This is a genomic window from Roseateles sp. P5_E4, assembly GCF_054049255.1.
On record NZ_JBFUMS010000003.1, the window covers coordinates 1 to 21830 of the forward strand.

The 21830-nt window shown below is 66.1% G+C and carries 20 protein-coding genes; 6 read left to right on the plus strand and 14 right to left on the minus strand.

Annotated features, from left to right (window positions below; all coding sequences use genetic code 11):
* Nucleotides 1-163: 163 nt before the first annotated feature.
* The 14 genes from ACXJLH_RS07070 to ACXJLH_RS07135 all read right to left on the minus strand — a co-directional run bounded on the left by ACXJLH_RS07070 (nucleotide 164) and on the right by ACXJLH_RS07135 (nucleotide 16801).
* Entirely contained in the window at nucleotides 164-1423 is a 1260-nt protein-coding gene (locus ACXJLH_RS07070) for a hypothetical protein (RefSeq protein ID WP_457443169.1), read from the minus strand.
* 81 nt (nucleotides 1424-1504) lie between these two features.
* Entirely contained in the window at nucleotides 1505-1945 is a 441-nt protein-coding gene (locus tag ACXJLH_RS07075) for an ExbD/TolR family protein (protein ID WP_200955287.1), read from the minus strand.
* Between the two features lie 15 nt (nucleotides 1946-1960).
* Nucleotides 1961-2386 carry an ExbD/TolR family protein gene (locus tag ACXJLH_RS07080; protein ID WP_056197810.1) on the minus strand — a complete coding sequence of 142 codons (426 nt, stop codon included), beginning with the start codon at nucleotides 2384-2386 and terminating at the stop codon, nucleotides 1961-1963.
* Nucleotides 2387-2424: 38 nt separating this feature from the next.
* Nucleotides 2425-3249 (minus strand): MotA/TolQ/ExbB proton channel family protein, encoded by an 825-nt coding sequence (locus tag ACXJLH_RS07085; RefSeq protein ID WP_056197812.1) that lies wholly within the window; start codon nucleotides 3247-3249, stop codon nucleotides 2425-2427.
* Between the two features lie 79 nt (nucleotides 3250-3328).
* Entirely contained in the window at nucleotides 3329-3970 is a 642-nt protein-coding gene (locus ACXJLH_RS07090) for a hypothetical protein (protein WP_056197813.1), read from the minus strand.
* Nucleotides 3971-4395: 425 nt separating this feature from the next.
* Nucleotides 4396-5097: a 2OG-Fe(II) oxygenase gene (locus tag ACXJLH_RS07095; RefSeq protein ID WP_457324272.1), complete on the minus strand. Its 702-nt coding sequence runs from the start codon at nucleotides 5095-5097 to the stop codon at nucleotides 4396-4398.
* Nucleotides 5098-5164: 67 nt separating this feature from the next.
* Complete coding sequence (locus ACXJLH_RS07100; protein ID WP_457349908.1) at nucleotides 5165-7843, minus strand: TonB-dependent receptor; 2679 nt, start codon at nucleotides 7841-7843, stop codon at nucleotides 5165-5167.
* A gap of 224 nt (nucleotides 7844-8067) precedes the next feature.
* Nucleotides 8068-9915, minus strand: a complete 1848-nt coding sequence (locus ACXJLH_RS07105) for an ABC transporter ATP-binding protein (protein ID WP_457443170.1) — start codon at nucleotides 9913-9915, stop codon at nucleotides 8068-8070.
* Nucleotides 9908-11347 carry an ABC transporter permease gene (locus tag ACXJLH_RS07110; RefSeq protein ID WP_457443172.1) on the minus strand — a complete coding sequence of 480 codons (1440 nt, stop codon included), beginning with the start codon at nucleotides 11345-11347 and terminating at the stop codon, nucleotides 9908-9910. Before ACXJLH_RS07110 ends, ACXJLH_RS07105 begins: the two co-directional genes overlap by 8 nt.
* A 73-nt stretch (nucleotides 11348-11420) precedes the next feature.
* Complete coding sequence (locus ACXJLH_RS07115; protein ID WP_457349902.1) at nucleotides 11421-12404, minus strand: ABC transporter permease; 984 nt, start codon at nucleotides 12402-12404, stop codon at nucleotides 11421-11423.
* Nucleotides 12404-14593 carry an ABC transporter substrate-binding protein gene (locus tag ACXJLH_RS07120; RefSeq protein ID WP_457443554.1) on the minus strand — a complete coding sequence of 730 codons (2190 nt, stop codon included), beginning with the start codon at nucleotides 14591-14593 and terminating at the stop codon, nucleotides 12404-12406. The genes ACXJLH_RS07115 and ACXJLH_RS07120 overlap by 1 nt, the downstream gene beginning before the upstream one ends.
* Before the next feature lie 150 nt (nucleotides 14594-14743).
* The gene (locus ACXJLH_RS07125; protein ID WP_457443173.1) at nucleotides 14744-15733 is read right to left on the minus strand and encodes an LD-carboxypeptidase; all 990 of its coding nucleotides are present in this window, start codon (nucleotides 15731-15733) and stop codon (nucleotides 14744-14746) included.
* Nucleotides 15733-16275 (minus strand): tRNA adenosine(34) deaminase TadA, encoded by a 543-nt coding sequence (gene tadA / locus ACXJLH_RS07130; RefSeq protein ID WP_457443175.1) that lies wholly within the window; start codon nucleotides 16273-16275, stop codon nucleotides 15733-15735. Before tadA ends, ACXJLH_RS07125 begins: the two co-directional genes overlap by 1 nt.
* Nucleotides 16276-16288: 13 nt before the next feature.
* The gene (locus tag ACXJLH_RS07135; RefSeq protein ID WP_056197829.1) at nucleotides 16289-16801 is read right to left on the minus strand and encodes a winged helix DNA-binding protein; all 513 of its coding nucleotides are present in this window, start codon (nucleotides 16799-16801) and stop codon (nucleotides 16289-16291) included.
* 48 nt (nucleotides 16802-16849) lie between these two features.
* Here ACXJLH_RS07135 and pxpB point away from each other — a divergent pair, with 48 nt between their 5' ends.
* Genes pxpB through ACXJLH_RS07165 form a run of 6 tightly spaced genes read left to right on the plus strand, consistent with a single transcriptional unit; the run spans nucleotide 16850 to nucleotide 21829 of the window.
* Entirely contained in the window at nucleotides 16850-17509 is a 660-nt protein-coding gene (gene pxpB, locus ACXJLH_RS07140; protein ID WP_157281628.1) for a 5-oxoprolinase subunit PxpB, read from the plus strand.
* Nucleotides 17506-18438 (plus strand): 5-oxoprolinase subunit C family protein, encoded by a 933-nt coding sequence (locus ACXJLH_RS07145; RefSeq protein WP_457443177.1) that lies wholly within the window; start codon nucleotides 17506-17508, stop codon nucleotides 18436-18438. Before pxpB ends, ACXJLH_RS07145 begins: the two co-directional genes overlap by 4 nt.
* Nucleotides 18423-19157, plus strand: coding sequence for a 5-oxoprolinase subunit PxpA (pxpA, locus tag ACXJLH_RS07150; protein ID WP_457443179.1), 735 nt, complete (start codon nucleotides 18423-18425; stop codon nucleotides 19155-19157). The genes ACXJLH_RS07145 and pxpA overlap by 16 nt, the downstream gene beginning before the upstream one ends.
* 13 nt (nucleotides 19158-19170) lie before the next feature.
* Complete coding sequence (locus tag ACXJLH_RS07155) at nucleotides 19171-19887, plus strand: DUF969 domain-containing protein (RefSeq protein ID WP_457443181.1); 717 nt, start codon at nucleotides 19171-19173, stop codon at nucleotides 19885-19887.
* Nucleotides 19884-20843 (plus strand): DUF979 domain-containing protein, encoded by a 960-nt coding sequence (locus tag ACXJLH_RS07160; RefSeq protein ID WP_457443183.1) that lies wholly within the window; start codon nucleotides 19884-19886, stop codon nucleotides 20841-20843. Before ACXJLH_RS07155 ends, ACXJLH_RS07160 begins: the two co-directional genes overlap by 4 nt.
* Nucleotides 20843-21829, plus strand: a complete 987-nt coding sequence (locus tag ACXJLH_RS07165; protein WP_457443185.1) for a DUF72 domain-containing protein — start codon at nucleotides 20843-20845, stop codon at nucleotides 21827-21829. The genes ACXJLH_RS07160 and ACXJLH_RS07165 overlap by 1 nt, the downstream gene beginning before the upstream one ends.
* Nucleotide 21830: the final 1 nt, after the last annotated feature.

Below are 21830 nucleotides of genomic sequence, written 5' to 3' on the forward strand. Positions count from 1 at the left end.
GACACAAGCAGTCCCTGCGGACTGCTTGTGCCTACGGAAGGCCATGGGCCTCTGGCCCATGGCAGGCCCAGCGCTCGGCCCGCAATACCAGTATCGAACGGGCAGCGGAATGAAAAAGGGCCTGGTTCGCACCAGGCCCTTTTCATTTAGAGATCCCCAACGATCAGCGCTTGGCTGAACGCGACTGGATGACCCACAGGCGCGCCAGGTCAGCGGCGCCTTCATTGCCCTTGACCGATTTCCAGGCCGCCTGTGCCTTGGCGCTTTCGCCGGCCAGCTGGTGGGCCAGGCCGAGGTAGAGCTTGGCGTCTTCGGGGCGCTTCAGATCGCCCTTGGCGATACCTTGTTCGATCTGCTCGACGCCCTTCTTGGCGTTGCCGCCAAAGGCATTGGCCAGCCCCAGCTTGACGAACTCGTTGCCATCCTTGGCATCCGCGGCAGCCTTCTCGTTGGCCGCTGCAGCGGCCTTGGCTTCGCCGATTTTCTTGACCATCAGGTCGGCCAGGCGCTTGTGGCGGGCGCCTTCGGCTCCCTGCCCCAGAACGCCCGCAGCCATGCCCTTGTCGACGACCTGCTTGCCCTCTTCCGGATAGCCTGCTTGAGCGGCCAGCTGGGCCATCTCCATGTAGTCCTCGGCACCGCGCGACATGTTGCCCGTGACCAGGCGCAGGCGATAAAGATCCAGCGCGTAGCGGCTGCTGTCGAAGCTCTTCTTCTGCGGCAGGCCGCCCAGGATCTGGGCCCACAGTTTGGGATCCGGATAGAAGTTCAGCAGCTTCTCGGTCGCCACGGATTCCGCGTTGCCGTCGCCCTTCTTCTGGGCCGCGAACAGCAGCAGGTTGAGCTTGTCCTTGGGTGGCGCACGGCCCGCACGCTCGTCGGCAGCGATTTCGTCCAGCGTGTCCTTGATGGTCGATGTCATGTCGCCGGACAGGAACTGCGCGTTCTGCTGCACCTGCTTCATGGTCGGGCTGTTGCCGCCTTCCTTGAAGTAGCGCTGCGCCCAGGTCAGGGCCTTGCCGTTGTCGCGGTTGCGCAGATAGGTGCCAGCGATGGCCTCCATGTACTGCAGCTGCTGGGCCTGGCCCAGCTTGCCCGCGCCTTTGAGCACGTCAAAGGAGCGCGCCATCGTGTCGGGATCGTTGGCGCCCATCGCGGCGGAGAAACGCACACCTTCGATGGCGTTGGTTTCGCCGGCGGTGCGTCCACCCACGGCTTCGGCATCGCGCAGCTTGCCCAGCGCTTCCTTGTACTTGCCGGCCTTGACCAACTTGCTGGCCTCGGTCAGCGGCGTGCCGACTTCCTTGCGCACGCTGTCCTGGGCGGCCGCCTGGCTGAAGCCGAACTCCGCGCCGGGCGCGCCGTTCAGGGTCAGGGCCAGGGCGCCAACGGCGACGGCCACCATGGTTTTCAGAGTCTTCAACTTGCTCTCCTGCAAAGCAAAAACGCGCCGCCCTTTCGGGCAGCGCGCATCACAGTATCGTGGTCAGCGGTCCCGCAGACGTCACTTGACGAATTGCTCGTTACCAACCATGCCCATCTTCTTGACGCTGTTACGCTGGGCCGAGGCCATTACCGCCGCAACGACGCCGTAGTCCACCAGCTTGTTCGGCTTGATATGGATTTCAGGCTGATCGCTGATCGGCATCGCGCCGATTTCCTGCATCTTGGCGTCGACTGCGTCCTTGCTGTTCGCCAGCGCAGCTTCATCCCAGTAGACAGTGCCGTCGAAGTCGATCATGACGGTGTGCACGACCGGGTCTTGCTGAGGCGGCGTCGTGCTCGGCGGTGGCATGTCCAGGTTGACCGTATGCAGCTGGATGGGGATGGTGATGATGAGCATCACCAGCAGCACCAGCATCACGTCAATCAGCGGCGTCGTGTTGACGTCCATCATGACTTCGGGGTCACCATCTCCCGACGAACTTCCGACATTCATTCCCATGTTTGACTCCTGGGATCAGTTGCGAGCCGGCGGCTCGGTGACGAAGTTGACCTTCATGATGCCGGCACGCTGGCTGGCGAAGATCACGCGACCGACCGACTCGTAGCGCGCCTTGTCGTCGCCGCGAATATGGACCTCGGGCTGCGGGTTCTTGACCGACTCCTTGCCGAGGCGCTTGACCAGCTCCTCCATGTCGGGAATCAGCTTGGTACCCCAGTAGACGTCGCCGTCCTTGCTGACCGAGATTTCGATGTTTTCCGGTTTGGTGACGCGAATCTGGTTGGTCTCCTTGGGGAGATTCACCGCGATCGACTGCGTCACCACCGGCACGGTGATGAGGAAGATGATCAACAGCACCAACATCACGTCCACGAGGGGCGTGGTGTTGATGGTCGAGACCACCTCGTCATCGCCGGAAGAGGATCCGACGTTCATGCCCATGGCATTGGCTCCTTTACGAGCGGCTGCTCAGGGATGAATTAGCGCTTGGCGACCGAGCGGTTGCCCATCAGCACGCCGTGCAGATCGCCGGCGAAGGAACGAACCTGGCTCATGACACCCTTGTTGCGGTTCACCAGCCAGTTGTAGCCCAGCACGGCCGGAACGGCGACGACCAGACCGATAGCGGTCATGATCAGCGCGGCGCCCACGGGGCCGGCGACCTTGTCGATGGAAGCCTGGCCAGCCAGACCGATGGCGGTCAGCGCGTTCAGGATGCCCCACACCGTACCGAACAGGCCGATGAAGGGAGCGGTCGAGCCGACGGTCGCCAGGAAGCCCAGGCCGGCGGAGATCTTGGTGTTGACGTCGGCAACGGCGCGGTCGACGTTCATCGTCACCCAGCTGCTGTGGTCGATGTTCTCGGTCAGGGCGCCCTCATGGTGCTCCGAAGCCTCGATGGCGGTGGTGGCGATGTAGCGGAAGGCGCTTTCTTCCTTCAGGCTGCGGATGCCATCGGCCAGGCTGGCCTTCTTGAAGAAGGTGGCGCGGACTTCCTTGGCTTCGGAGGACAGCTTGCTCGTGTCCCACAGGCGCACGACCAGGATGTACCAGGAACCCATGGACATCATGGCCAGGATGAACAGCACGACCTGGTCGACAACGTTGCCATGGGCAACGATGTTGGCCAGACCATAGGGGTTGTCTTGCGGCTTGGAGGCGGCAGCAGCCGGAGCGGCGGCGGCGTCAACCACGGCGGCCGAGGCGGCGTCGGCCGGCTTCTGATCTTGCGCGTGGGCAGGCGAAACGGCCAGGGTCGCGACCATGGCGATGGCGGCAAGGAAGCCGGTGATGCGAGAAATCATGGAGTCAACTCCTAGGAAAAATTCTGTTTTGATGCGGTTCTGAAAGCGCCGGTCTGGCGCCGGGTTCTAAGCAGGTCTCTTAGTCGATCTTGAACTGGAACTCCTGCTCGAACACGTGATCGCCCGGGCATTCGTAGGTGTCACGCAGAGTAGCTTCGATGGCCTGGATCAGGGCGCGCTGCGCCTTGCGATCCACGCCACCACGCTGCGAGGTGATTTCAACGGCTGTGACACGGCCTGCCTTCACGGTGGCGATAGCCTTGTACAGAGCTTCGCCGCTCCAGTTGACCGACGGCATTTCAGGCTTGCCCATCTTGGTGCAGACCATGGCTGCCTTGACGGGGCCCGTGCGAGCAGGCGGAGGCGGTGCAGCGACCACCGGCGGCGGCGCCGGGCGAATGTCGGCGGCTGGCGGTTGAACCTGCGTGGAAACGATGGCCGGGGCCGGCGGCGCGGGTGCGGTCACCTGGAACTCGGGCGGCGGCACGAAAGGCGGAGGCGGCGCCTTGAGATCCGGCGGCGGAGGCACCACCTTCTCTGGCGGCGGCGGCGGTTTGACCTTCTCTTCGATCACCTTGACGTCGATGGGACCGGTGACCTTCTTGACGATATCGCGAGCCAGACCGCTGGCCAGCGCGTAGATGGCCACGACGTGGATCAGGACGACGATGCCGAAGCCCGTGAACCGGGATGCGCCCTGCTTCTCCTGCGCAAAATTCATGCGCGCTCCTTCTTGCAACTACAAATCACAGTCAATGACTCTTCTCGGACAAGCGGCCACCGCCACGGCGAAAGTTGCGCTCCTGCCGTGAACTGGTTCCCGAAGGGCGTGGATTCTAAATCGCGGAAGCAACGATTCCGCCTCGTCGAAAACACGCAGTGCCGCCGGTGTGTAAAGCCTCTTTACACCTGTTCAAGGCAAAAAAAACGCCCGGTGGCAGTAGAGCCGTCGGGCACGCGTTTCATCGCCACGAACCAGGCGCAGCGAGAGACTACACCACCGGCCAAATCTGGCCATGCCGGCATCTTAGCCGTCGCTTTTGTCACGACTTCCTGGGGCTAACCCGGGCAAGCGAAACAGCGCGATTACATGCATCTGGACACAAAAGGCGGACAAAGCCGGAGGGTTCAGGCGAGGCCACCCTTTCAAGCAGCAATCAACCACCCGGTGATGGCGTTGCGTTGGCCCTGGGCAAACGGCGGCACATAGGAGACGAAGTGGGTTTGCGGCACTGCAAACAGCGAGAGTGAATTGAAATGCGGGAAGAAGCTGTCGCTGACGGTGCCGTCGCGCTCGCTGAAGTTCAGCAGACCACCCCAGTCCGGTCGCCATTGCCGCGTCAGGTTGATGACATAGGCCAGGCGTCGGTCTTCGACGTCAACGTGATCGTCGTGGGCGAGCAGGAAGCTCCCCGGGGCATACATCGTCGCCTGGGCGTACACGCGGTTGACCTCCCGCACGCCGGTGATGTCGCGCATCACGTTCAGAAAGTTCTCATCGGCCATCCAGCGTATGAAACGTGCCAGTAGCCCGGTTTCGCCGCGATTCATTGCATCCGCGAGGGATTCAGTAAAAAAGGAGAACTGAAATTGGCGGCGGGCGACTTCCATGATGCCGTTGCTCAGATGGCTTCGCTGGTTTTCACCGAGCCCGCGCAGTTGCTCGCCCGTCAGCCGACGGTCGCCCTCAGCGTCGCGATAGCACAAGCTCCAGTCGATAGCTTCGACGGCGCGAGCCAAGGCATCGGCGACATCCGGTTTGAAGAAATCGCGGATCAGTAGGCGGCGGTCACGGCCGAACTGCGCAGTGAGCTGGTTCAGGTCGAGAGCCGGATTGATGTAGTCCATGGAAAGGTTGAACGTCAATAAAAAAGCAGGCCCGAAGGCCTGCTGGATTCTGTTCGATCGATGCGGATCAGAACTTGTAGTTGGCGCGCACGTAGAAGCTGCGACCCTTGACGTCGGCGTAGGTCGGGTCGAAACCGACCTGGAAATAGTCTTCCTGGACCGTCGTCGGCGGCTTTTTGTCGAGCAGGTTCAAGACGCCGGCTGTAAGGACCAGGTTCTTCACGCCCTTGTATTGGCCCTGCAGGCTCCACAGGTCGTACTTGGGCACGTGACGCACCTCGTCGTAGTCGCGATAGCCGCTTTGACGGAAGTAGCGAACGCCGCCTGCCCAGGCGTCGGTGTCCCAGTCGAGGCTGACGTTTTGCTTGACTCGCACCACCGGGCCACCCCGCAGGTACTTGCCCAAGGTGTCTTCAACATCACCCGTCACGACATTGGTTTCGCTACTCTTGGTGACGATAGTCGCTTCCCAGCTCGGTGTGAGGCTGCCCATCGCGGTGCGAATGCGGTACTTGGCCGAGAGGTCGAAGCCCGAGACCTTGGCCTGGCCGACGTTCTCCAGCGAAGCCTCGACGTGGTCGAGATAGCCCTGGGCGTTCTTGACCAAACGGCTGGAGTAGACCGAGGTGCTGGTCGTAGCGCCGGTCTGGTGGGAGAACCAGTCCTTCAGGATGTCGTCGCCGCTGAGTGCCTTGATGCCGTCCGTGATCTTGATGTCGAAGTAACCCACTTCCATCGACAGATCCTTGATCGGCTCAAAGACCATGCCGATCGTGGCGGTCTTGGACTTCTCAGGCTTGAGGTTGCGGTTGCTGTTGTTGATCACCGTCAGCTGCGTGTCGCAGTAGTTGGGATCGGGGAACTGCGCGCAGCCCTTGAGGGTGTTGTAGTACGGATCGGTGAAATTGCCGCCCGTGTTGGTGCCGGCCGAAGGTGCATACAGGTTGTCCAGCGCGGGAGCGCGGAAGCCCTTGCCCACCGAGGCACGCACCAGCAGTTCCTTCATCGGCGTCCAGCGCAGGCTGAACTTGGGGCTGGTGGACGACAGATTGGGCGAGCTGAAGGAACCATCACGCGACTCACCCTTGGCGCCGCTGTAGCGGTCGCCACGAACGGCAGCATTCAGTTCCAAGTTCTTGATGACCGGCAGGTTCAGCTCGGCGTAGATGCCCGTGGTCTTGCGTTCGCCACGCACCTTACCGGCGTTGCCCGAACCACCCACGATGTCGCCGGAGCCGGCGATTTCGGAGTAGCCGTCCAGATACTCTTCCTTGCGGATGTCCAGACCCGCGGCGATGGCGGCGTTACCGCCGGCCATCGCGAACAGTTCGCGCGTTGCGGACAGGTCGAAGGCATTCAACGTCGTCTTGGAGGCGCGGTTGTTGCCGTGCAGTTCGGCTTCCTTCAGCAAGGCCAAACCGACCGCGTCGTTCGGGCCAAAGGGATTCACGTTGCCGGTTTTGAGCACGCGCACCAGTTGCGTGTCAGAGAAATTCCCAGTCAGGAAGTCTTCGCTGGCCTTGGAAGTGGCCTTCATCAGGCCGACCTTGTAATCCCAGCCTGCGAGCTGGCCCTCAGCACCCACGAGGGCGCGGGTCATGCTGTTGGTCACGCTGGTCAGGCGCTGGCCGCCGTCCACCATGCGCCAGGCGATGACGAGGTCACCGCGATAGCCCTTGCTGCTGGACGCGTCCACGGCAGCAGTGGGGTAGTACTTGCCGCCAGCCGGGTACAGGTAGTCGTCGCGGCCCGTGGTGCTCGAAGGCGTTTGCGACGAGCCCAGAATGATCTCGTTCTTGGAGTAGGACAGCTCGGCGAACAGCTGGTGATCGGAACTCAGCTCGGCCGTGCCGCGCACCAGACCGCCGATGCGTGTGGATGCGGGGACGATGTCGATCTTGCTGGTGTAGTCGTAGCGGCAGTTGGCGCCGCCCGGGAAGCTGTCCGGCAGCACACAGGTCGGGAACTTGGCGACACCGGGGATGTAGGCACCCGTCGTGGCGTTGTAGGCGTTGGCCGGGAAGGTGTTGCCCGAAGACTTGACAACGCCGATGTCCGGACGATTGCCGGTCGCGGCGAAATCGCGGTCCGCCGCGCGGATCACGTCGTATTCCTGGAAGCTGAAGGTGCCCAGGATGTTGAACTTGTCCTTGGCCAGGTCGCCAAAGCCGATGCCACCCTGTGCCGAGGCGATCTTGCCGCCGATGCCCTGGGGTTGCTCGTAGCCGGCCGTCACTTCACCGCCGCGGAAATCCTTGCGGGTGATGAAGTTGATGACGCCGCCGATGGCGTCGGAGCCATAGGTCGACGAGGCGCCGTCGCGCAGGATTTCGATGCGCTCGATGGCGGCCAGGGGGATGGCGTTCAGGTCAACGCCGGCGCCGGCGAAAGGGTAGATTGCCAGGCGGCGGCCATTCAGCAGCACCAGGGTGCGCTCGCGGCCCAGGCCGCGCAGCGAGGCGCCGGTCTGGCCGGTGGCGGCGGAGTCGCCGATGGACTCACCGAGGGAGCGGCCACCGCCGTTGTTCGAGCTGAGGCGGTCGACCAGTTCCTGGACATTCGAGGCGCCGGACTTGTCGATGGATTCGCGCGTGACGATGGTCAGCGGCACAGCCGTTTCAGCGTCGATGCGCTTGATGCTGGAGCCAGTGATCTCGATGCGTTCCAGCTTTTGTGCGTCCTGAGCCAGCGCGCTCGTTGCGGCCAAGGCCAGGACGGCGCTGGTGATGATGGATTTTTTGAACATTGACACTCCTGAATGGATGGATGCCCGCCTTTGTGGTGAGGCGGTGCTGGCCCTGGGTAGGGCCGATCCTTGGCCTGAGCGATCAGCTCAGATTTGGGGTGCCGGAAGTTTGTGCGGTCGCAGCATCGCCCCCCTCCCCGTACATGCACCTAGGACCGCGCCAATCGGCGGTAAGCCATTGATACGAAACGGTTTCTCGGAGTTACGAGGCCTAGTGTCAAACCCTAGCCGTTGTCTACGCGCGACGTGATCGAGACCAACCGGGGCACCGCCTTCAGTAAAACTTGCGTAAAGCTTGCAGTTGGCTGTCTGAGTACTTCATCACACCTTCCGCGCTCGACGACGCGGCCCGCTTGCATCACGGCGACCTCATCAGCGATGTACTCGACCACGCCAATGTTGTGCGTGATGAAGAGATAGGCTAGGCCCTGCTCGCGCTGCAGTTCGCGCAGCAGATTGAGGATCTGGGCCTGCACGGAGACGTCCAGCGCCGACGTCGGCTCGTCGCAGACGATCAGCCTGGGCTCGACCGCCAGCGCGCGGGCGATGGCGATGCGCTGGCGCTGGCCGCCGGAGAACTCGTGGGGCCAGCGCTGCAGGGCGTCGCGGCGCAGGCCGACCTGGTCGACCAGGGTGTGCAGGCGCTCGCGGCGGGCGGTGGCGTCGAGGTCGGGGCGCAGCGCGATCAAGCCCTCCTCCAGCACGTCGGCGACGCGCATGCGCGGGTTCAGCGACGCGAACGGGTCCTGGAAGATGATCTGGATGTGGCGCCGAGCCTGCTGCAGTGCAGTGCCGGCCAGCCTGAACAGGTCCTGGCCTTCGAAGAGAGCCTGGCCGCTGATGCTGGCCTGTCGGCGCAGCAGTTGCACGATGGCCTTGCCCGAGGTCGTCTTGCCGCAACCGGATTCGCCGACCAGGGCCAGCGTGCGGCCGGCATGGAGTTGGAAGCTGATGCCGTCCACCGCGTTGAAATAGCGCGGGCCGCGGTGAAAGAGCGGCGCCTTCAGCGCGAAGCGCACGCACAGGTCGCGCACGTCCAGCAGCGGCTCGCCCTGCCCCGGCGCCGCTGCCATCAACACCCTGGCGACCGCAGGCTCTCGCGGCAAGGCCTCGCCCGGCTGGCTGTAGAGCAGGCAGCGCACCTGGTGCTGCGGGCCTTCTTCGGCCAGCGCCGGTGCGGTGGTTGCGCAGTGGCTCATGGCCTTGTCGCAACGCGGCGCAAAGCGGCAACCGGCGAATGCCATCCACAGCGGCGGCACCGTGCCGGCGATGGCCGCCAGCGGCTCGCCGCGCCGGGCAGCACCGGGCAAAGCCTGCAGCAGCAACCGGGCATAGGGGTGCTTGGGCGCCGCGAAGAACTCGGCGGCTGGCGCCACCTCGATGATCTGGCCCGCATACATCAGCGCCACTCGGTGGGCCATGCCGCTGACGACGGCCAGGTCATGGGTGATCAGCAGCACGCCGAGCTGGCGCTCGCGCTGCAGGTCGCGGATCAGGTCGAGGATCTGCGCCTGGATGGTCACGTCCAGCGCCGTCGTCGGCTCGTCGGCGATCAGGTACTCCGGCTCGGCCGCCAGCGCAATGGCGATCATCACGCGCTGCTTCTGGCCGCCCGACAGGCGGAACGGGTAGTCGTCGATGCGGCGTTGCGGCTCTGGGATGCCAACGCGCGCCAGCCAGTCGATGGCCTTGGCACGCGCCGCGGTGCCGCGCAGCGGCGTATGGGCTTCGATAGCCTCGACGATCTGGTCACCCACGCGCATGACCGGGTTCAGGCTGGTCGAGGGCTCCTGGAAGATCATCGACACCCGGCCGCCGCGCACCTCGCGCATGCGGCTCTCGGGCAGCGCCAGCAGGTCCTGCCCGTCCAGGCGCACGGCACCACCGGCGATGCGGCCGTTCTCGGGCAGCAGGCGCATCAACGCCAGCGCCGTCATGCTCTTGCCGCAGCCGCTCTCGCCGACCAGCGCAAAGGTCTCGCCGCGGGTCAGCGCGAGATGCAGGCCGTCGATGGCACGCACGAGGCCCGCGTCGGCATCCAGTTGAACCCGCAGGTCGTCGATCTCAAGCATCGGCGACCCCCTTGCGCTGGAAGACACGCGGCCGGGTGGAGCGGGCCTTGGGATCGAAAGCGTCGCGCACGCCATCGGCAAACAGATTGGCCGCCAACACCAGGCCAACCATGAAACCGAAGGCCGCCGCGAAACTCCACCAGACCACCGGGTCGCGCGACATCTCGGCGCGGGCCAGGTTGATCATGCTGCCGAAGCTGTTCATGACCGGGTCGACGCCGACGCCGACATAGGTCAGCACGGCTTCGTACAGGATGAGTTCGGAGAAGCTCAGCACGACCGTGATCAGCACCAGGTGCATGACGTTGGGCACGATGTGGCGGGCCATGATCGCCAAGTCGCCAACGCCGAAGGCCGTCGCCGCCTGCACGTAGTCAAGCTCGCGCAGCTTCAAGGTCTCGGCGCGCACAAGGCGGCACAGGCCGGCCCAGCCGGTCAGGCCGAGGATGAGGCAGAGCATCAGCATCTTCAGGTCCGAGCGCTCGGCGGCCGTCTCGAAGAGCTCGGGGTTCTTGTCCAGAAAGACCTGGACCATCAGCACGCAGGCGGCGATCAGCAGCACATTGGGCACCGAGCTCAGCATCGTGTAGAGGTACTGGATGGCCTCGTCGACCCAGCCCTTGTAGTAGCCGGCCAGCACGCCGAGCAGCAGCGCGATGGGCAGTGTGGCCAGCGTAGCCAGCGCGCCAATGACGAAGGCGGTGCGCACACTCTTGAGGGCTTGCACGAGCACGTCGTTGCCGGTGCGGTCGGTGCCGAAGACGTGGTAGTGCGGCATCAGCGCGATGACGGGCCCGGCCAGCAGCGCGATGACGGCCAGCATGATCAGCATGGCACGCAGCGGGTAGTAGGTGCGGTCGGCAGCGAGATCGGCCAGCCCGTGGCGCCAGCCACCGTGATGACGGGCCAGGGCCGCGGCGGTCAGCGCGACCATCACCCCGACGGCCAGCAGGCCGCCCGCCAGGCCCAGGGCAGCGCGCGCAACAACGTCGGCCGACCATTGCGTCGCCGGGTCGGTCAGGTGCGCGCCACCGAACTGCAGGCGCGGGTAGTCGCGGCTCACTTGGCCCTGGGCGTCGGTGACGCTTTCCTTGTTGAAGCCACGCGTGCCCAGCGGCAATGAGTAGCTGACCTCACGCATGCCGATCTGGCGCTGCAGGACCAGGTCGAGCAGCGACAGCGTGCGCGTGTCGTAGACGGCGGCCTCACCTTGGCCCGACAGCAGCGCATGTCGAAGGTGAATGCTGTCGGCCAGCGTGAGGAGCAGGAAGAGCGCCATGACAACGCCGGCACACGCGGCGACCGGATCACGCAGCACGCGCCGCCACGTCGCACGCAGATTGGCTTGGCGCCTCACTCGCAACGCGTAAGCGACGACGGCCGCTGCCACCAGCCACAGCGCGATGTCGGTCCAGAGCAGCACCAGTTTCATGTCCGCGCGGCCGTCCGAAGGGCATGAGCGCCCCCTCGGGGGGCAGTGAACGAAGTGAACGTGGGGGCCATCGTCATGAAAGCCTCACCCGCGGATCCACCCAGGTGTAGGCGATGTCGATCAACGCATTGCTGGCGATGTAGAGCAGCGCGCCGAGGAAGACCATGGAACGCACGATGGCGAAATCCTGACCCGTGATGGCCTCGATGACGAAGGCACCCAGGCCCGGTATGCCGAAGAAGCTCTCGAACACCAGGCTGCCGAGGAAAACGTAGGGCAGATAGCTGCCGGCGCTGGTGATGATGGGAATGAGGGCATTGCGCAGCACATGGCGGCTCAGCACCCGGCCCTCGCTCAGACCCTTGGCGCGTGCGGTGCGCACATAGTCCTTGCCCATCTCCTCCAGGAACATCGCGCGGTACAGCCGCGCCTCGCCACCCAGCCGCGACAGCAGCGACAGCAGGATGGGCAGGGCCAGGAACCTGACCGCATCCAGCCCCGGCGCGAAGCCGTTCATCGGCACCAGCCTGAGCACACGCGCAAACAGGAACTGGCCGACGATGATGTAGAACAGGCTGCTGATGGACAGCATCAGCACGCACAGCACCACGCCCCAGAAGTCGATCTTGCTGTGCCGGAAGAACACCAGCAGCAGCGCGAAGGCGATGCTGACGATGACCTGCAGGATGAACAGAGGCAGTGCCAGCTGCAGGCTGACGCCCATGCGCACCTTGATCTCGTGGCCGATGTTGATGGCCTGGCGCGCATCGCTCTTGCCGAAGTCCAGTGCGAACAGGCTGATGGAACGGTCCCACAGGATGGTGTGCGTGACGCGCTCCGCCCCAGACTTGCTGGCGTCGAAGTACAGCGGCTTGTCATAGCCGCGCTCGGTCTTCCATTTCTCGATCTGCTCCTGCGTGACGCGCTTGCCGCCGATGTTCAGCCGTGCCATGTCGTCGGGCGTGTTGACCGAGAAGAACAGGAAGAAGGTGAAGAGATTGACACCGACGAGGATGGCCAGGCCATAGCCCAGGCGGCGCAGCATGAAGCCCAGCATCAGGCTTTCCTCTCGGTGGCTTGTTCGCGGGCCTGCCAGGCGCGACGCGTCGCGATGAAGACAGCCAGCCCACCGCCTGCCAGCAGCAGCAGCGGCCACCAGACCGGCCGATTCCACTCGGCGATGCTGCGCGTGCGCTCCTGCGCATCCACGCGCAGGTAGCGGGCGCGGTCACGCACGACGACGCCCGGCTTGCCGTTGTGCACCCAGCGCTGGAAAGCCACGCCAGAGTAGCTCCAGAAACCCCAGGCCCATGGCGAGTCCTGGCGGGCGATGTCATTCATCTGCGCCATCACGCGCGCCTTTTCAGGCCCGTCCTCCAGCGACTGCAGCTTGCGGAACAGGCGGTCGAACTCAGGGTTGGCGTAGTTGGCCGTGTTCTCGCCCTCGTGCAGGCTCTTGCTGTTGGGGCCGTAGAGCAGGAAGAGGAAGTTCTCGGCGTCGGGGTAGTCGGCGAACCAGCCCCACCAGAAGATCTGGTGCTTGCCCTTGAGGATCTTTTCCTGGAACTGGTTGAAGTCGGTCGCGCGGATGTCGAGCTGGATGCCGAGCTTGGCGAACTGGCGCACCATCCAGTCGTTCTCGGCCTTGAGTTCGGGCGTGATGACGCGCTGGAAGTCGTAGTTCAGCACCAGCGGCTTGCCGGTCTTCACGTCACGGCCGTCGGGGTAGCCGGCTTCGGCCATCAGCTTGAGGGCGTCCTGCAGCGGCCGGCGCACGGGCTTGCCGTTGACGAGTGTGTGCGTCACCGGGTTGAACTCACCGGGCTCGCCCTCCTTCGATCCGAACACACCCGGCGGGATGGGGCCGTGGGCCGCGTCGCCGCCCTTGTCGCGGAAGATGCGGCCATAGCCCTCCTCCCAGTCGATGGCAATCGAGATGGCCTGGCGCAGCGCGCGGTTGCGCTTCTGCTGTTCGGGCGTGTCGCCCTTGCCAACGACCGGGTCCAGCCAGTTGAAGCCGAGGTACCAACTGCTGATGTCGACATCCATCGGCAGCTGGAAGCCACGCTGCTCGAAGAAGGCTCGCACTTCGTCGGAGTCGTCGCGGTCGACCGCGAGGTTCACGCCCCAGTCGGCGCGGTCCATCTCGGGCAGGTCGAGATAGCCCTGCTTGAACAGCTCCTTGATTGGCACCTTCTCCTTCACGTTGATGGCCACGACCTTGTCGACGAAGGGCACGCGCTTGCCGCAATCCGCCAGCCGCCCGGCCTCAGCGTCGCCGGGGCTGCCGTCGCAGGGGTAGGTGTCGGGCCGGTAGTGGGGATTGCGGCTCATCACATGGCGGCGGTCCTGCACGTACTCCGTCATCATGAAGGGGCCGCTGCCCACCGGCCACTGATTCCAGGTCAGCGAATTGGCGGCCATGCCGGGCTGGGCGTAGAAGGCGTCCACCTCCCAGGGGATGGCGGCCGTGAAGTTGGTGGCCAGCCAGTAGCGCCACTGCGGGTAGCGGCCCTTGAGGCGGATGCGCAGCAGGTGGTCGCCCACGGCCTGCGCCCCGGCGAGCGGCCAGCGGCGCAAGTCGAGAAAGGGCTTGTCCGCCAGGCTCTCGGCTTGGCCGGCCAGCTGGCTGGCGCTTTCGCGCTTTATCTGCGCAACATAGTCCTTCAGGCCCAGGACGTGCTCGGAGAACACGGCCTGGACCGGGGTCTCGATGCGCGGGTTGGCGTGGCGCTTGAGCGCATAGACGAAATCCTCGGCGACCACCTCGCGCGTGCCCAGCTGCTTGAAGTCAAAGGGGCTGCGCTTGTCGCCCAGCTCGCCGGGCTTGAGGTGGTGGTAGAGGTAGCCGCCCTTGGCGTCTTTCGCAAAGGCCGGGTGGGGCGACCACTTCAGGCCCGGGCGGATGGGAATGTCGTAGACCGCCTCGGCGATCTGCTCGTCCGGCGCGTCGTCGGGCAGGCGCTGGCCCTTGGCATCGAGGTAGTGAGGCTGTGCCAGTTCGGCGGCCGCACGCGGGATCAGCGTGTAGGGCCGCTTGAGCGGGTGGTAGCCGTAGGGCGGCTCGCTGATCTCGTAGGTGTAGGTGCTCTCGGGCGCCGTGTACGACGAGGTCGGGTCCAGGTAGCGCGGCGAGCGCTCGGCAAAGGCCGTGTAGAGCGTGTTCTCGCGCTCGGCGCCGAGAGGATGGGGGCTGTTGTTGCAACCGGACAGCAGGCCGAACGCCAACGCGCTCAAGGCTCTCACCGCCCAACCGAAAACTCCCGCCACGCCGACACCCTCAAACGACAAGCGCCCCGGCAGCAGGCCGAGGCGATAGCGGGAATCATAGTCGGGCACTCGTCTATACAACGCTGCCCGCCCCCGAGAAAGCGGCGAGGAAAACCCGGGGTGACTTCAGTGATGGTGATGGTCGTGACCGCAGTCATCGCCGCAGTCGTCATCGTGGTGATGCGCGCCGTGCGCTAGGCGCGGGTCCGACTGCCAGCCCAGGATGGCCTCGCGCCGCTGCACATAGAGCTCCACCGTGCCACCGACCGGCAGGCAGACCTTGGTGCGCACATGGCCGAAAGGCAGTCCCGTCAGCACCGGCGTCTTGGTGCGGGCGCGCAGCGCGGCGACGGCGTCCTTGATGCCATAACCACGATCCAGCGGCGACTTGGCTGCGCCGCTGAAGTCGCCCAGCAGCACTGCGGCCTGCGCGTCGATGACGCCGGCCTGCTGCAGTTGCAGCAGCATGCGCTCGACGCGGTAGGGATGCTCGTTGACGTCTTCCAGGAACAGGATGCCGCCCTTGACCTTGGGCCAGTGCGGCGTGCCCAGCAGCGAGCACAGCACGGTCAGGTTGCCGCCCCACAGGCGCCCGCGCGCCTCCAGGCCATCGAAGCCACCGGTCGGTTCGCGGAAGCCCACGGCCTCCAGCGCGCCGCTCATGGCTTCCAGGAAGCAGTCGCGCGTGATCTCGTCGACACCGCCATCGGCCTCACTGCGGCCGAAGTCGTCGCACGCCAGCGGGCCGGCCCACATCGACAAACCCTTGTGGCGAGCGATCAGGCCGTTCTGCAGCGCCGTGAGGTCGCTGTAGCCGACCCAGCGCGTGCCCTGCTCGACGCTGCGCGCGATGCGGCCCCAGTCGAGCTGGTCGAGCAGGCGCGTCAGGCCATAGCCACCACGCGTGGCCAGTGCCACCGAAGGCGCCGCATCGGCAATGCGATGCAGGGCCGCGAGGCGCGCCGCGTCGTCGCCAGCGAAGCGTTGATGCTTGGCCAGCGCATCGGCGTCGGTGCTGACCTCGAAGCCCAGCTGCGTCAGCCGCCTGGCGGCGCGCTTCAGCGGCTCGGCCTTGGCCAGGACACCCGACGGCGTGAACAACGTGAGTGAGGTCATCAGGATTCGTCCAGTTCGGTGGCTTCGCCGGTCGGGATCAGGCCCTGACGTTCGGCACGGCGCGCACGTGCGGCCTCGCGGCGTTCGGTGAAGAAGTCGCGCAGCAGCTGCGCCGACGCGTCCGCCAACAGCCCGCCTTCGACGGCGGTGTGGTGATTGAGCTGCGCCTGGCCGAACAAGTCGATGACCGAGCCGGCCACGCCCGTCTTCGGGTCGCGCGCCGCGAACACGACGCGCTTGAAGCGCGCATGCATCAGCGCCATCGCACACATCGCGCAGGGCTCCAGCGTCACGAAGAGCTCGCACTCGGGCAGGCGGTAGTTCTCCAGCAAAGTGGCGGCGTGGCGCAGCGCGACGATCTCGGCATGGGCCGTCGGATCATGCGTCGTGATCGGGCGGTTGTAGCCGGTGGCGATGACCTGATCACCGCGCATGATGACGGCGCCCACCGGGACCTCACCCACCAGCCAGGCGTTCTGCGCCTGGTCCAGTGCGAGCCGCATGGCTTGCTCGTCGGCTGGCGTGAAGATAGGCACTGTCATGAAGGCAGGCAGTTTAGAGCGATGCCGCTGACCGAGACGCCTGGTCGTAAAGCCCCGACAGCAACCGCATCAGCTGCGCGCTGTCGCCGATGTCCTGGTTCTGCTGGCCGCTGTCCGCCAGCGCCTCCATCAGGCAGCGCTCACGCACCTGGCGGTAGGCCTCGCACAGCGCCTGGCCCTGCTCGGTGGTTGAGAAGAAGGCCTCCTTGCCGATTTTCTCGCTGCTCACCAGCCCCATGCCGACCAGCTTGCGCAGCGAGTAGGCGACGACATGGGTGTCCTCCACGTTCAGCACGAAGCAGATGTCGGCCAGCTTCTTCTTGCGGTCGCGGTGGTTGACGTGGTGCAGCAGCGAAATGTCCAGCGCCGCCAGGTCTTTCATGCCGGCGGCGGCCATGCAGCGCACCATCCAGCGGTTGAAGGCATTGCTGACGACGATGAGGCCGAACTCGAACTCCGACAGCTCGGCGCTCTTTTCAGACACCAGATGCGAGGAAGACACGATGCTGCGAACCATGATTGACATGATAAACACGTCTCGAATACAAATCGTATACGTTTTATTGAAATTCAAATGAGTACCGCGCTGCCCGACCTCCTCATTCGCCCCCTGGGCGAAGCGGCGCTGTGCTGCGCGGTCGATGCACCCATCGCGATCGAACACCAGCAGCGCATCTGGCAACTCGGCGCAGGCCTGGCGCAGGCCGAAGGCGTACTCGGCCTGATCCCGGGCATGAACAACCTGACCCTGACCTTCGACCCGCTGCACACCGACGGTCAGGCGCTCGAGCAGGCCGCCCGCGCGCTTTGGGCCAGGCCGCTGCGGCGCCAGCAGGCGGGCCGCCTCGTCGAGATTCCCGTCAACTACGGCGGCGCGCATGGCCCCGACCTGGGCGACGTCGCCACGCACTGCGGCCTCTCGGTCGACGAGGTCGTGCAACGCCACACCGAGGCCGAGTACATCGTCTACTTCATCGGCTTCCAGCCCGGCTTTGCCTACCTCGGCGGGCTGGACGCCTCGTTGCACACGCCGCGCCGCAGCGAGCCCCGCACGGCAGTGCCGGCTGGCAGCGTCGGCATCGGCGGCGCGCAGACCGGCATCTATCCGCTGGCCACGCCGGGAGGTTGGCAGCTCATCGGCCACACCGCCCTGCCCCTGTTTGACCCCAAGGCCGAGCCGCCCACGCTGCTCGCACCGGGTGACCGCGTGCGCTTCGTGGCGGACCTCGCATGATCGAGTTGCTGCGCGCCGGCCCGCTGACCACCGTGCAGGACCTCGGCCGCGAGGCCTGGCGCGACCGCGGCATCAGCCGCTGCGGTGCGCTGGACGACATCGCGCTCGCCTGGGGCAATCTGCTCGTCGGCAACCCGGTCGACGACGCCGGCCTGGAGTTCACCCTCGGCCCCGCCACGCTGCGCTTTGCAGTCGACTGCTGCATTGCCGTCACCGGCACCGATGCTGATGCCAGCCTCGACGGCCGCCCGCTGCGGCCCTGGTGGCGGCAGCGCGTGCAGGCCGGCCAGACGCTCAAGCTCGCCGCGCCGCGCGAGCGCATGCGCAGCTATCTGCTGGTTTCCGGCGGCATCGCGCTGCCCGCCGCCCTGGGCTCGCGCAGCACCGACCTCAAGGCCGGCTTCGGCGGGCTCGGTGGTCGGGCGCTGCGCGATGGCGATGTGCTGCCGCTGGCCGCGCCCGAGCGCTTGCCCGCTCGCAGCATCGGCATCCGCGCGCCTGACTGGGGCGCGAGCGTGCGCGTGCTGCCCGGCCCCGAGCACGAGGACTTCTCTGCCACTGCGCGCGAAGCTTTCTGGACGGCCGACTGGCAGCTCACGCCGCAAAGCAACCGCATGGGTTACCGCTTCGTCGGACCCGAGCTGAAGCGCGAGCGCGGCGCCGAACTGGCCTCGCACGGCGTGCTGCCGGGTGTCATCCAGGTGCCGCCCTCGGGCCAGCCCATCGTCTTGCTGGCCGATGCGCAGACGACAGGCGGCTATCCCAAGATCGGCGTCGTCATCCGCGCCGACCTGTGGAAGCTCGGCCAGCTGCGCCTCGGCGCCACATTGCGCTTCACCCCCTGCACCACCGACGAGGCCCTCGCCGCACTGCGCGAGCGCCAGGCCACGCTGGCCCAACTGAGGACTGCCCTATGCATGTCGACCTGAACGCCGACCTCGGCGAAGGCGCACCCGACGACGCCGAGCTGCTGGCCCTCGTCAGCTCCGCCAACATCGCCTGCGGCTGGCATGCCGGCGATGCGCGGCTGATGCAGACGACCGTGGTCGCAGCACTGGAACGCGGCGTGGCCATCGGCGCCCACCCCAGCTACCCCGACCGCGAGAACTTCGGCCGCAGCGAGATGCAGCTCGCGCCGGCCGATGTGAAAGCCGACCTGATCTACCAGATCGGTGCCCTCGACGCCCTGGTGCGCGCGGCCGGCGGCCGACTGCATCACGTCAAGCCGCACGGCGCCCTCTACAACCAGGCCGCGCGTGATCCGGCATTGGCCGATGCTGTCGCCGCCGCCGTGCTCGACGTCAACCCAGCACTGGCTCTCTACGGCCTGGCCGGCGGTGAGCTGCTGAAGGCGGCCGAGCGCGCCGGCCTGCGCGCCGTGGCCGAGGTGTTCGCCGACCGCGGCTACCGCGCCGACGGCAGTCTGGTGCCACGCAGCCTGCCCGGCGCCTTCGTCGAAGACACCGACGAAGCCGTCGCCCGCACGCTGCGCATGGTGCGCGAAGGCGTCGTGCAGGCCGTCACCGGGGAGACCGTTCCCCTGCAGGCCCAGACCATCTGCTTGCATGGCGACGGCGCCCACGCCCTCGCCTTCGCCCGAGCCATCCACACGGCCCTCACCCAAGCCGGCGTGCAACTGCGCCCCTGACCGGAGTCTTCTCATGACCGCTGATGTTTCCCTGTGGCCGCTGATCGGCGTCGCCGTCGTCGTCGTCGGCTTCGTGCTGCGCTTCAACCCCGTCCTCGTCGTCGCGGTGGCCGGCATCGCGACCGGCCTCGCGGCCAAGCTGCCGCCGGACCTCATCCTCGCCAAGCTCGGCACCGGCTTCGTCAAGACGCGCAACCTGCCGCTGACCCTGCTGCTGCCCCTGCCCATCATCGGCCTGCTGGAGCGCCACGGCCTGCGTGAGCGCGCCCAGGCGTGGATAGCAGGCATTCGCTCGGCGACAGCGGGCCGCCTGCTCGTCGTCTATCTCTTCATCCGCGAGACCGCCGCGGCGCTGGGCCTGACGTCCCTCGGCGGTCATGCCCCGATGGTTCGGCCCCTGGTCGCGCCCATGACCGAGGCCGCCGCCGAGAAGACCCACGGCCCCGTGCCACAGGCCGTGCGCGACAAGTGGAAGGCCATGGCCGCGGCGACCGACAACGTCGGCCTCTTCTTCGGCGAGGACATCTTCGTCGCCTTCGGCTCCATCGTGCTGATGCAGACCTTCCTGGCCGAGAACGGCATCGTCACCGACCCGCTGCACATCGCCCTCTGGGGCATCCCGACGGCCATCGCCGCCTTCGTCATCCACGCCGCGCGGCTGATCCGCATGGACCATCGCCTGCCGCAGGACATCGCCCGCGCCCGTGCTGAAGAGGAAGCCAAGCCATGACCGCCCTCCTCAAGCTCGATCAGCTCTTCCTGCTGACCGGTGCCGCGCTGCTCATCGTCGCCTGGCTGACCTGCCACGACCACAGCAATCCGCGGCGCTGGAGCAGCGGCCTGTTCTGGGCCTTGTGGGCCGTCATCTACCTTGTCGGCGACAACCTGCCGCCCGTCGTCTGCGGGTTGATCGTCCTCATGCTTGCCGCACTCGGCGGCCTGGGCGGCGTGTCCATCGGCAAGCATGGCCAGCGGGAGCCGGCCGAACGCCAGGCCAGCGCCGCGCGCCTGGGCAACAAGCTCTTCCTGCCCATCCTGGCCATCACGACACTGGCCTTGGTCGGCACGCTGACCTTGAAGGAGGTCCGCGTCGGCGGCCTGCTGCTCGTCGAGCCTAAGAATGTCACGCTGATCAGCGTCGGCCTCGGCGCGCTGGTCGGCCTGGTTGGCGCCTTGTGGATGACGCGCGAACGCCCCATGCAGGCCCTGCGCGAGGCGCGCCGCCTGCTGGAGACCATGGGGCCGGCGGTCCTGCTGCCGCAGCTGCTGGCCACGCTGGGCCTGTTGTTCACCGACGCTGGCGTCGGCAAGGCCGTGGCCCATCTCACCACCAGCTATATCCCCGTCGACAACGCCTTGTTCGCGGTGGCGGCCTATGCCCTGGGCATGGCCCTGTTCACTATGGTCATGGGCAATGCCTTCGCGGCCTTCCCGGTCATGACGGCCGGCATCGGCATCCCCATCCTGCTTGGCATGCACCACGGCAACCCGGCCGTGATGGCCGCCATCGGCATGTTCTGCGGCTACTGCGGCACACTGATGACGCCCATGGCCGCCAACTTCAACATCATCCCCGCCGCCCTGCTCGAGCTGAAGGACAAAAACGCCGTCATCCGCGCGCAATGGCCCACGGCGCTGCTGCTGCTGGGTGTGAACATCGTCCTGCTGAAATTCCTGATGTTCTGATGCAGGACGAGTTGTTCGGCGGCGACTTGCCGCTCAAGCGCCCGCGCGGCGTGCAGCCCGCGCCGCCCATGGCCGCGGACGAAGCGCTTGCTGCGGCGTTGTCGCCCCACGTGCACCTCGGCACCTCGACCTGGAGCTACCCCGGCTGGGAGGGGCTGGTCTGGGCCGGCAAGCACAGCGAGGCCACGCTGTCCAAGACCGGCCTGACCGCCTACGCCGCCCACCCGTTGCTGCGCGCCGTGGGCATCGACCGCGGCTTCTACCGGCCGATCGCCGCAAGCGACTTCGAGCGGCAAGCGCAACAGGTGCCCAAGGGCTTTCGATTCACGGTCAAGGCACCCAGCCTCGTCACGGATGCGCTGCTGCGCAGCGAGGACGGACGCGGCCAGGAACTCAACCCGCTGTTCCTGGATCCGACGGCGGCAATGCAGGATTTCATCGAGCCCGCTTTCGAAGGCCTGAGCGCCACGATAGGCGCCCTCGTCTTCCAGCTCAGCCCCTTGCCCGGGCCACTGCTTGCGCGCATGAGCGAGCAATTCGACCGGCTGCATGCGCTGCTGCTGGCGCTGCCAAAACCACCTGTGGGCGTCATCGCTGTCGAGGTACGCGACGCTGCCTGGCTGACTCCGGATCTCGCGGCCCTGCTGCGCGACACGGGCGCGCGCTACTGCGTCGGCCTGCATCCCAAGCTGCCGCCGCTGGCCGAGCAACTGCCGCTGCTGCGCGCGCTGTGGCCGGGGCCGCTGGTGGTGCGATGGAACCTGAACCGCCTGCACGGCCCCTATGGCTACGAAGAGGCCGAGAAGCGCTATGGCGAGTTCAATGAGATGCTGGACCCCGACCCCGAGACGCGCGCCGAGTTGACCCGCATCATCCGCGGCACCGCGGGCGCCGGGCAGGATGCTTTCATCACCATTTCCAACAAGGCCGAAGGCTCGGCGCCGCTGAGCGTTCGGGTGCTCGCTCAAGCCATCGTCGACGGCTGAC

Coding starts and splice junctions, on each gene's coding strand:
- ACXJLH_RS07145 (WP_457443177.1), top strand. CDS start 17,506: ATGATCGAGTTGCTGCGCGCCGGCCCGCTGACCACCGTGCAGGACCTC.
- ACXJLH_RS07110 (WP_457443172.1), bottom strand. CDS start 11,347: ATGAAACTGGTGCTGCTCTGGACCGACATCGCGCTGTGGCTGGTGGCA.
- ACXJLH_RS07100 (WP_457349908.1), bottom strand. CDS start 7,843: ATGTTCAAAAAATCCATCATCACCAGCGCCGTCCTGGCCTTGGCCGCA.
- ACXJLH_RS07160 (WP_457443183.1), top strand. CDS start 19,884: ATGACCGCCCTCCTCAAGCTCGATCAGCTCTTCCTGCTGACCGGTGCC.
- pxpB (WP_157281628.1), top strand. CDS start 16,850: ATGAGTACCGCGCTGCCCGACCTCCTCATTCGCCCCCTGGGCGAAGCG.
- ACXJLH_RS07165 (WP_457443185.1), top strand. CDS start 20,843: ATGCAGGACGAGTTGTTCGGCGGCGACTTGCCGCTCAAGCGCCCGCGC.
- tadA (WP_457443175.1), bottom strand. CDS start 16,275: ATGACAGTGCCTATCTTCACGCCAGCCGACGAGCAAGCCATGCGGCTC.
- ACXJLH_RS07115 (WP_457349902.1), bottom strand. CDS start 12,404: ATGCTGGGCTTCATGCTGCGCCGCCTGGGCTATGGCCTGGCCATCCTC.
- ACXJLH_RS07095 (WP_457324272.1), bottom strand. CDS start 5,097: ATGGACTACATCAATCCGGCTCTCGACCTGAACCAGCTCACTGCGCAG.
- ACXJLH_RS07155 (WP_457443181.1), top strand. CDS start 19,171: ATGACCGCTGATGTTTCCCTGTGGCCGCTGATCGGCGTCGCCGTCGTC.
- ACXJLH_RS07075 (WP_200955287.1), bottom strand. CDS start 1,945: ATGGGAATGAATGTCGGAAGTTCGTCGGGAGATGGTGACCCCGAAGTC.
- ACXJLH_RS07085 (WP_056197812.1), bottom strand. CDS start 3,249: ATGATTTCTCGCATCACCGGCTTCCTTGCCGCCATCGCCATGGTCGCG.
- pxpA (WP_457443179.1), top strand. CDS start 18,423: ATGCATGTCGACCTGAACGCCGACCTCGGCGAAGGCGCACCCGACGAC.
- ACXJLH_RS07125 (WP_457443173.1), bottom strand. CDS start 15,733: ATGACCTCACTCACGTTGTTCACGCCGTCGGGTGTCCTGGCCAAGGCC.
- ACXJLH_RS07080 (WP_056197810.1), bottom strand. CDS start 2,386: ATGGGCATGAACGTCGGATCCTCTTCCGGCGATGACGAGGTGGTCTCG.
- ACXJLH_RS07105 (WP_457443170.1), bottom strand. CDS start 9,915: ATGCTTGAGATCGACGACCTGCGGGTTCAACTGGATGCCGACGCGGGC.
- ACXJLH_RS07090 (WP_056197813.1), bottom strand. CDS start 3,970: ATGAATTTTGCGCAGGAGAAGCAGGGCGCATCCCGGTTCACGGGCTTC.
- ACXJLH_RS07135 (WP_056197829.1), bottom strand. CDS start 16,801: ATGTCAATCATGGTTCGCAGCATCGTGTCTTCCTCGCATCTGGTGTCT.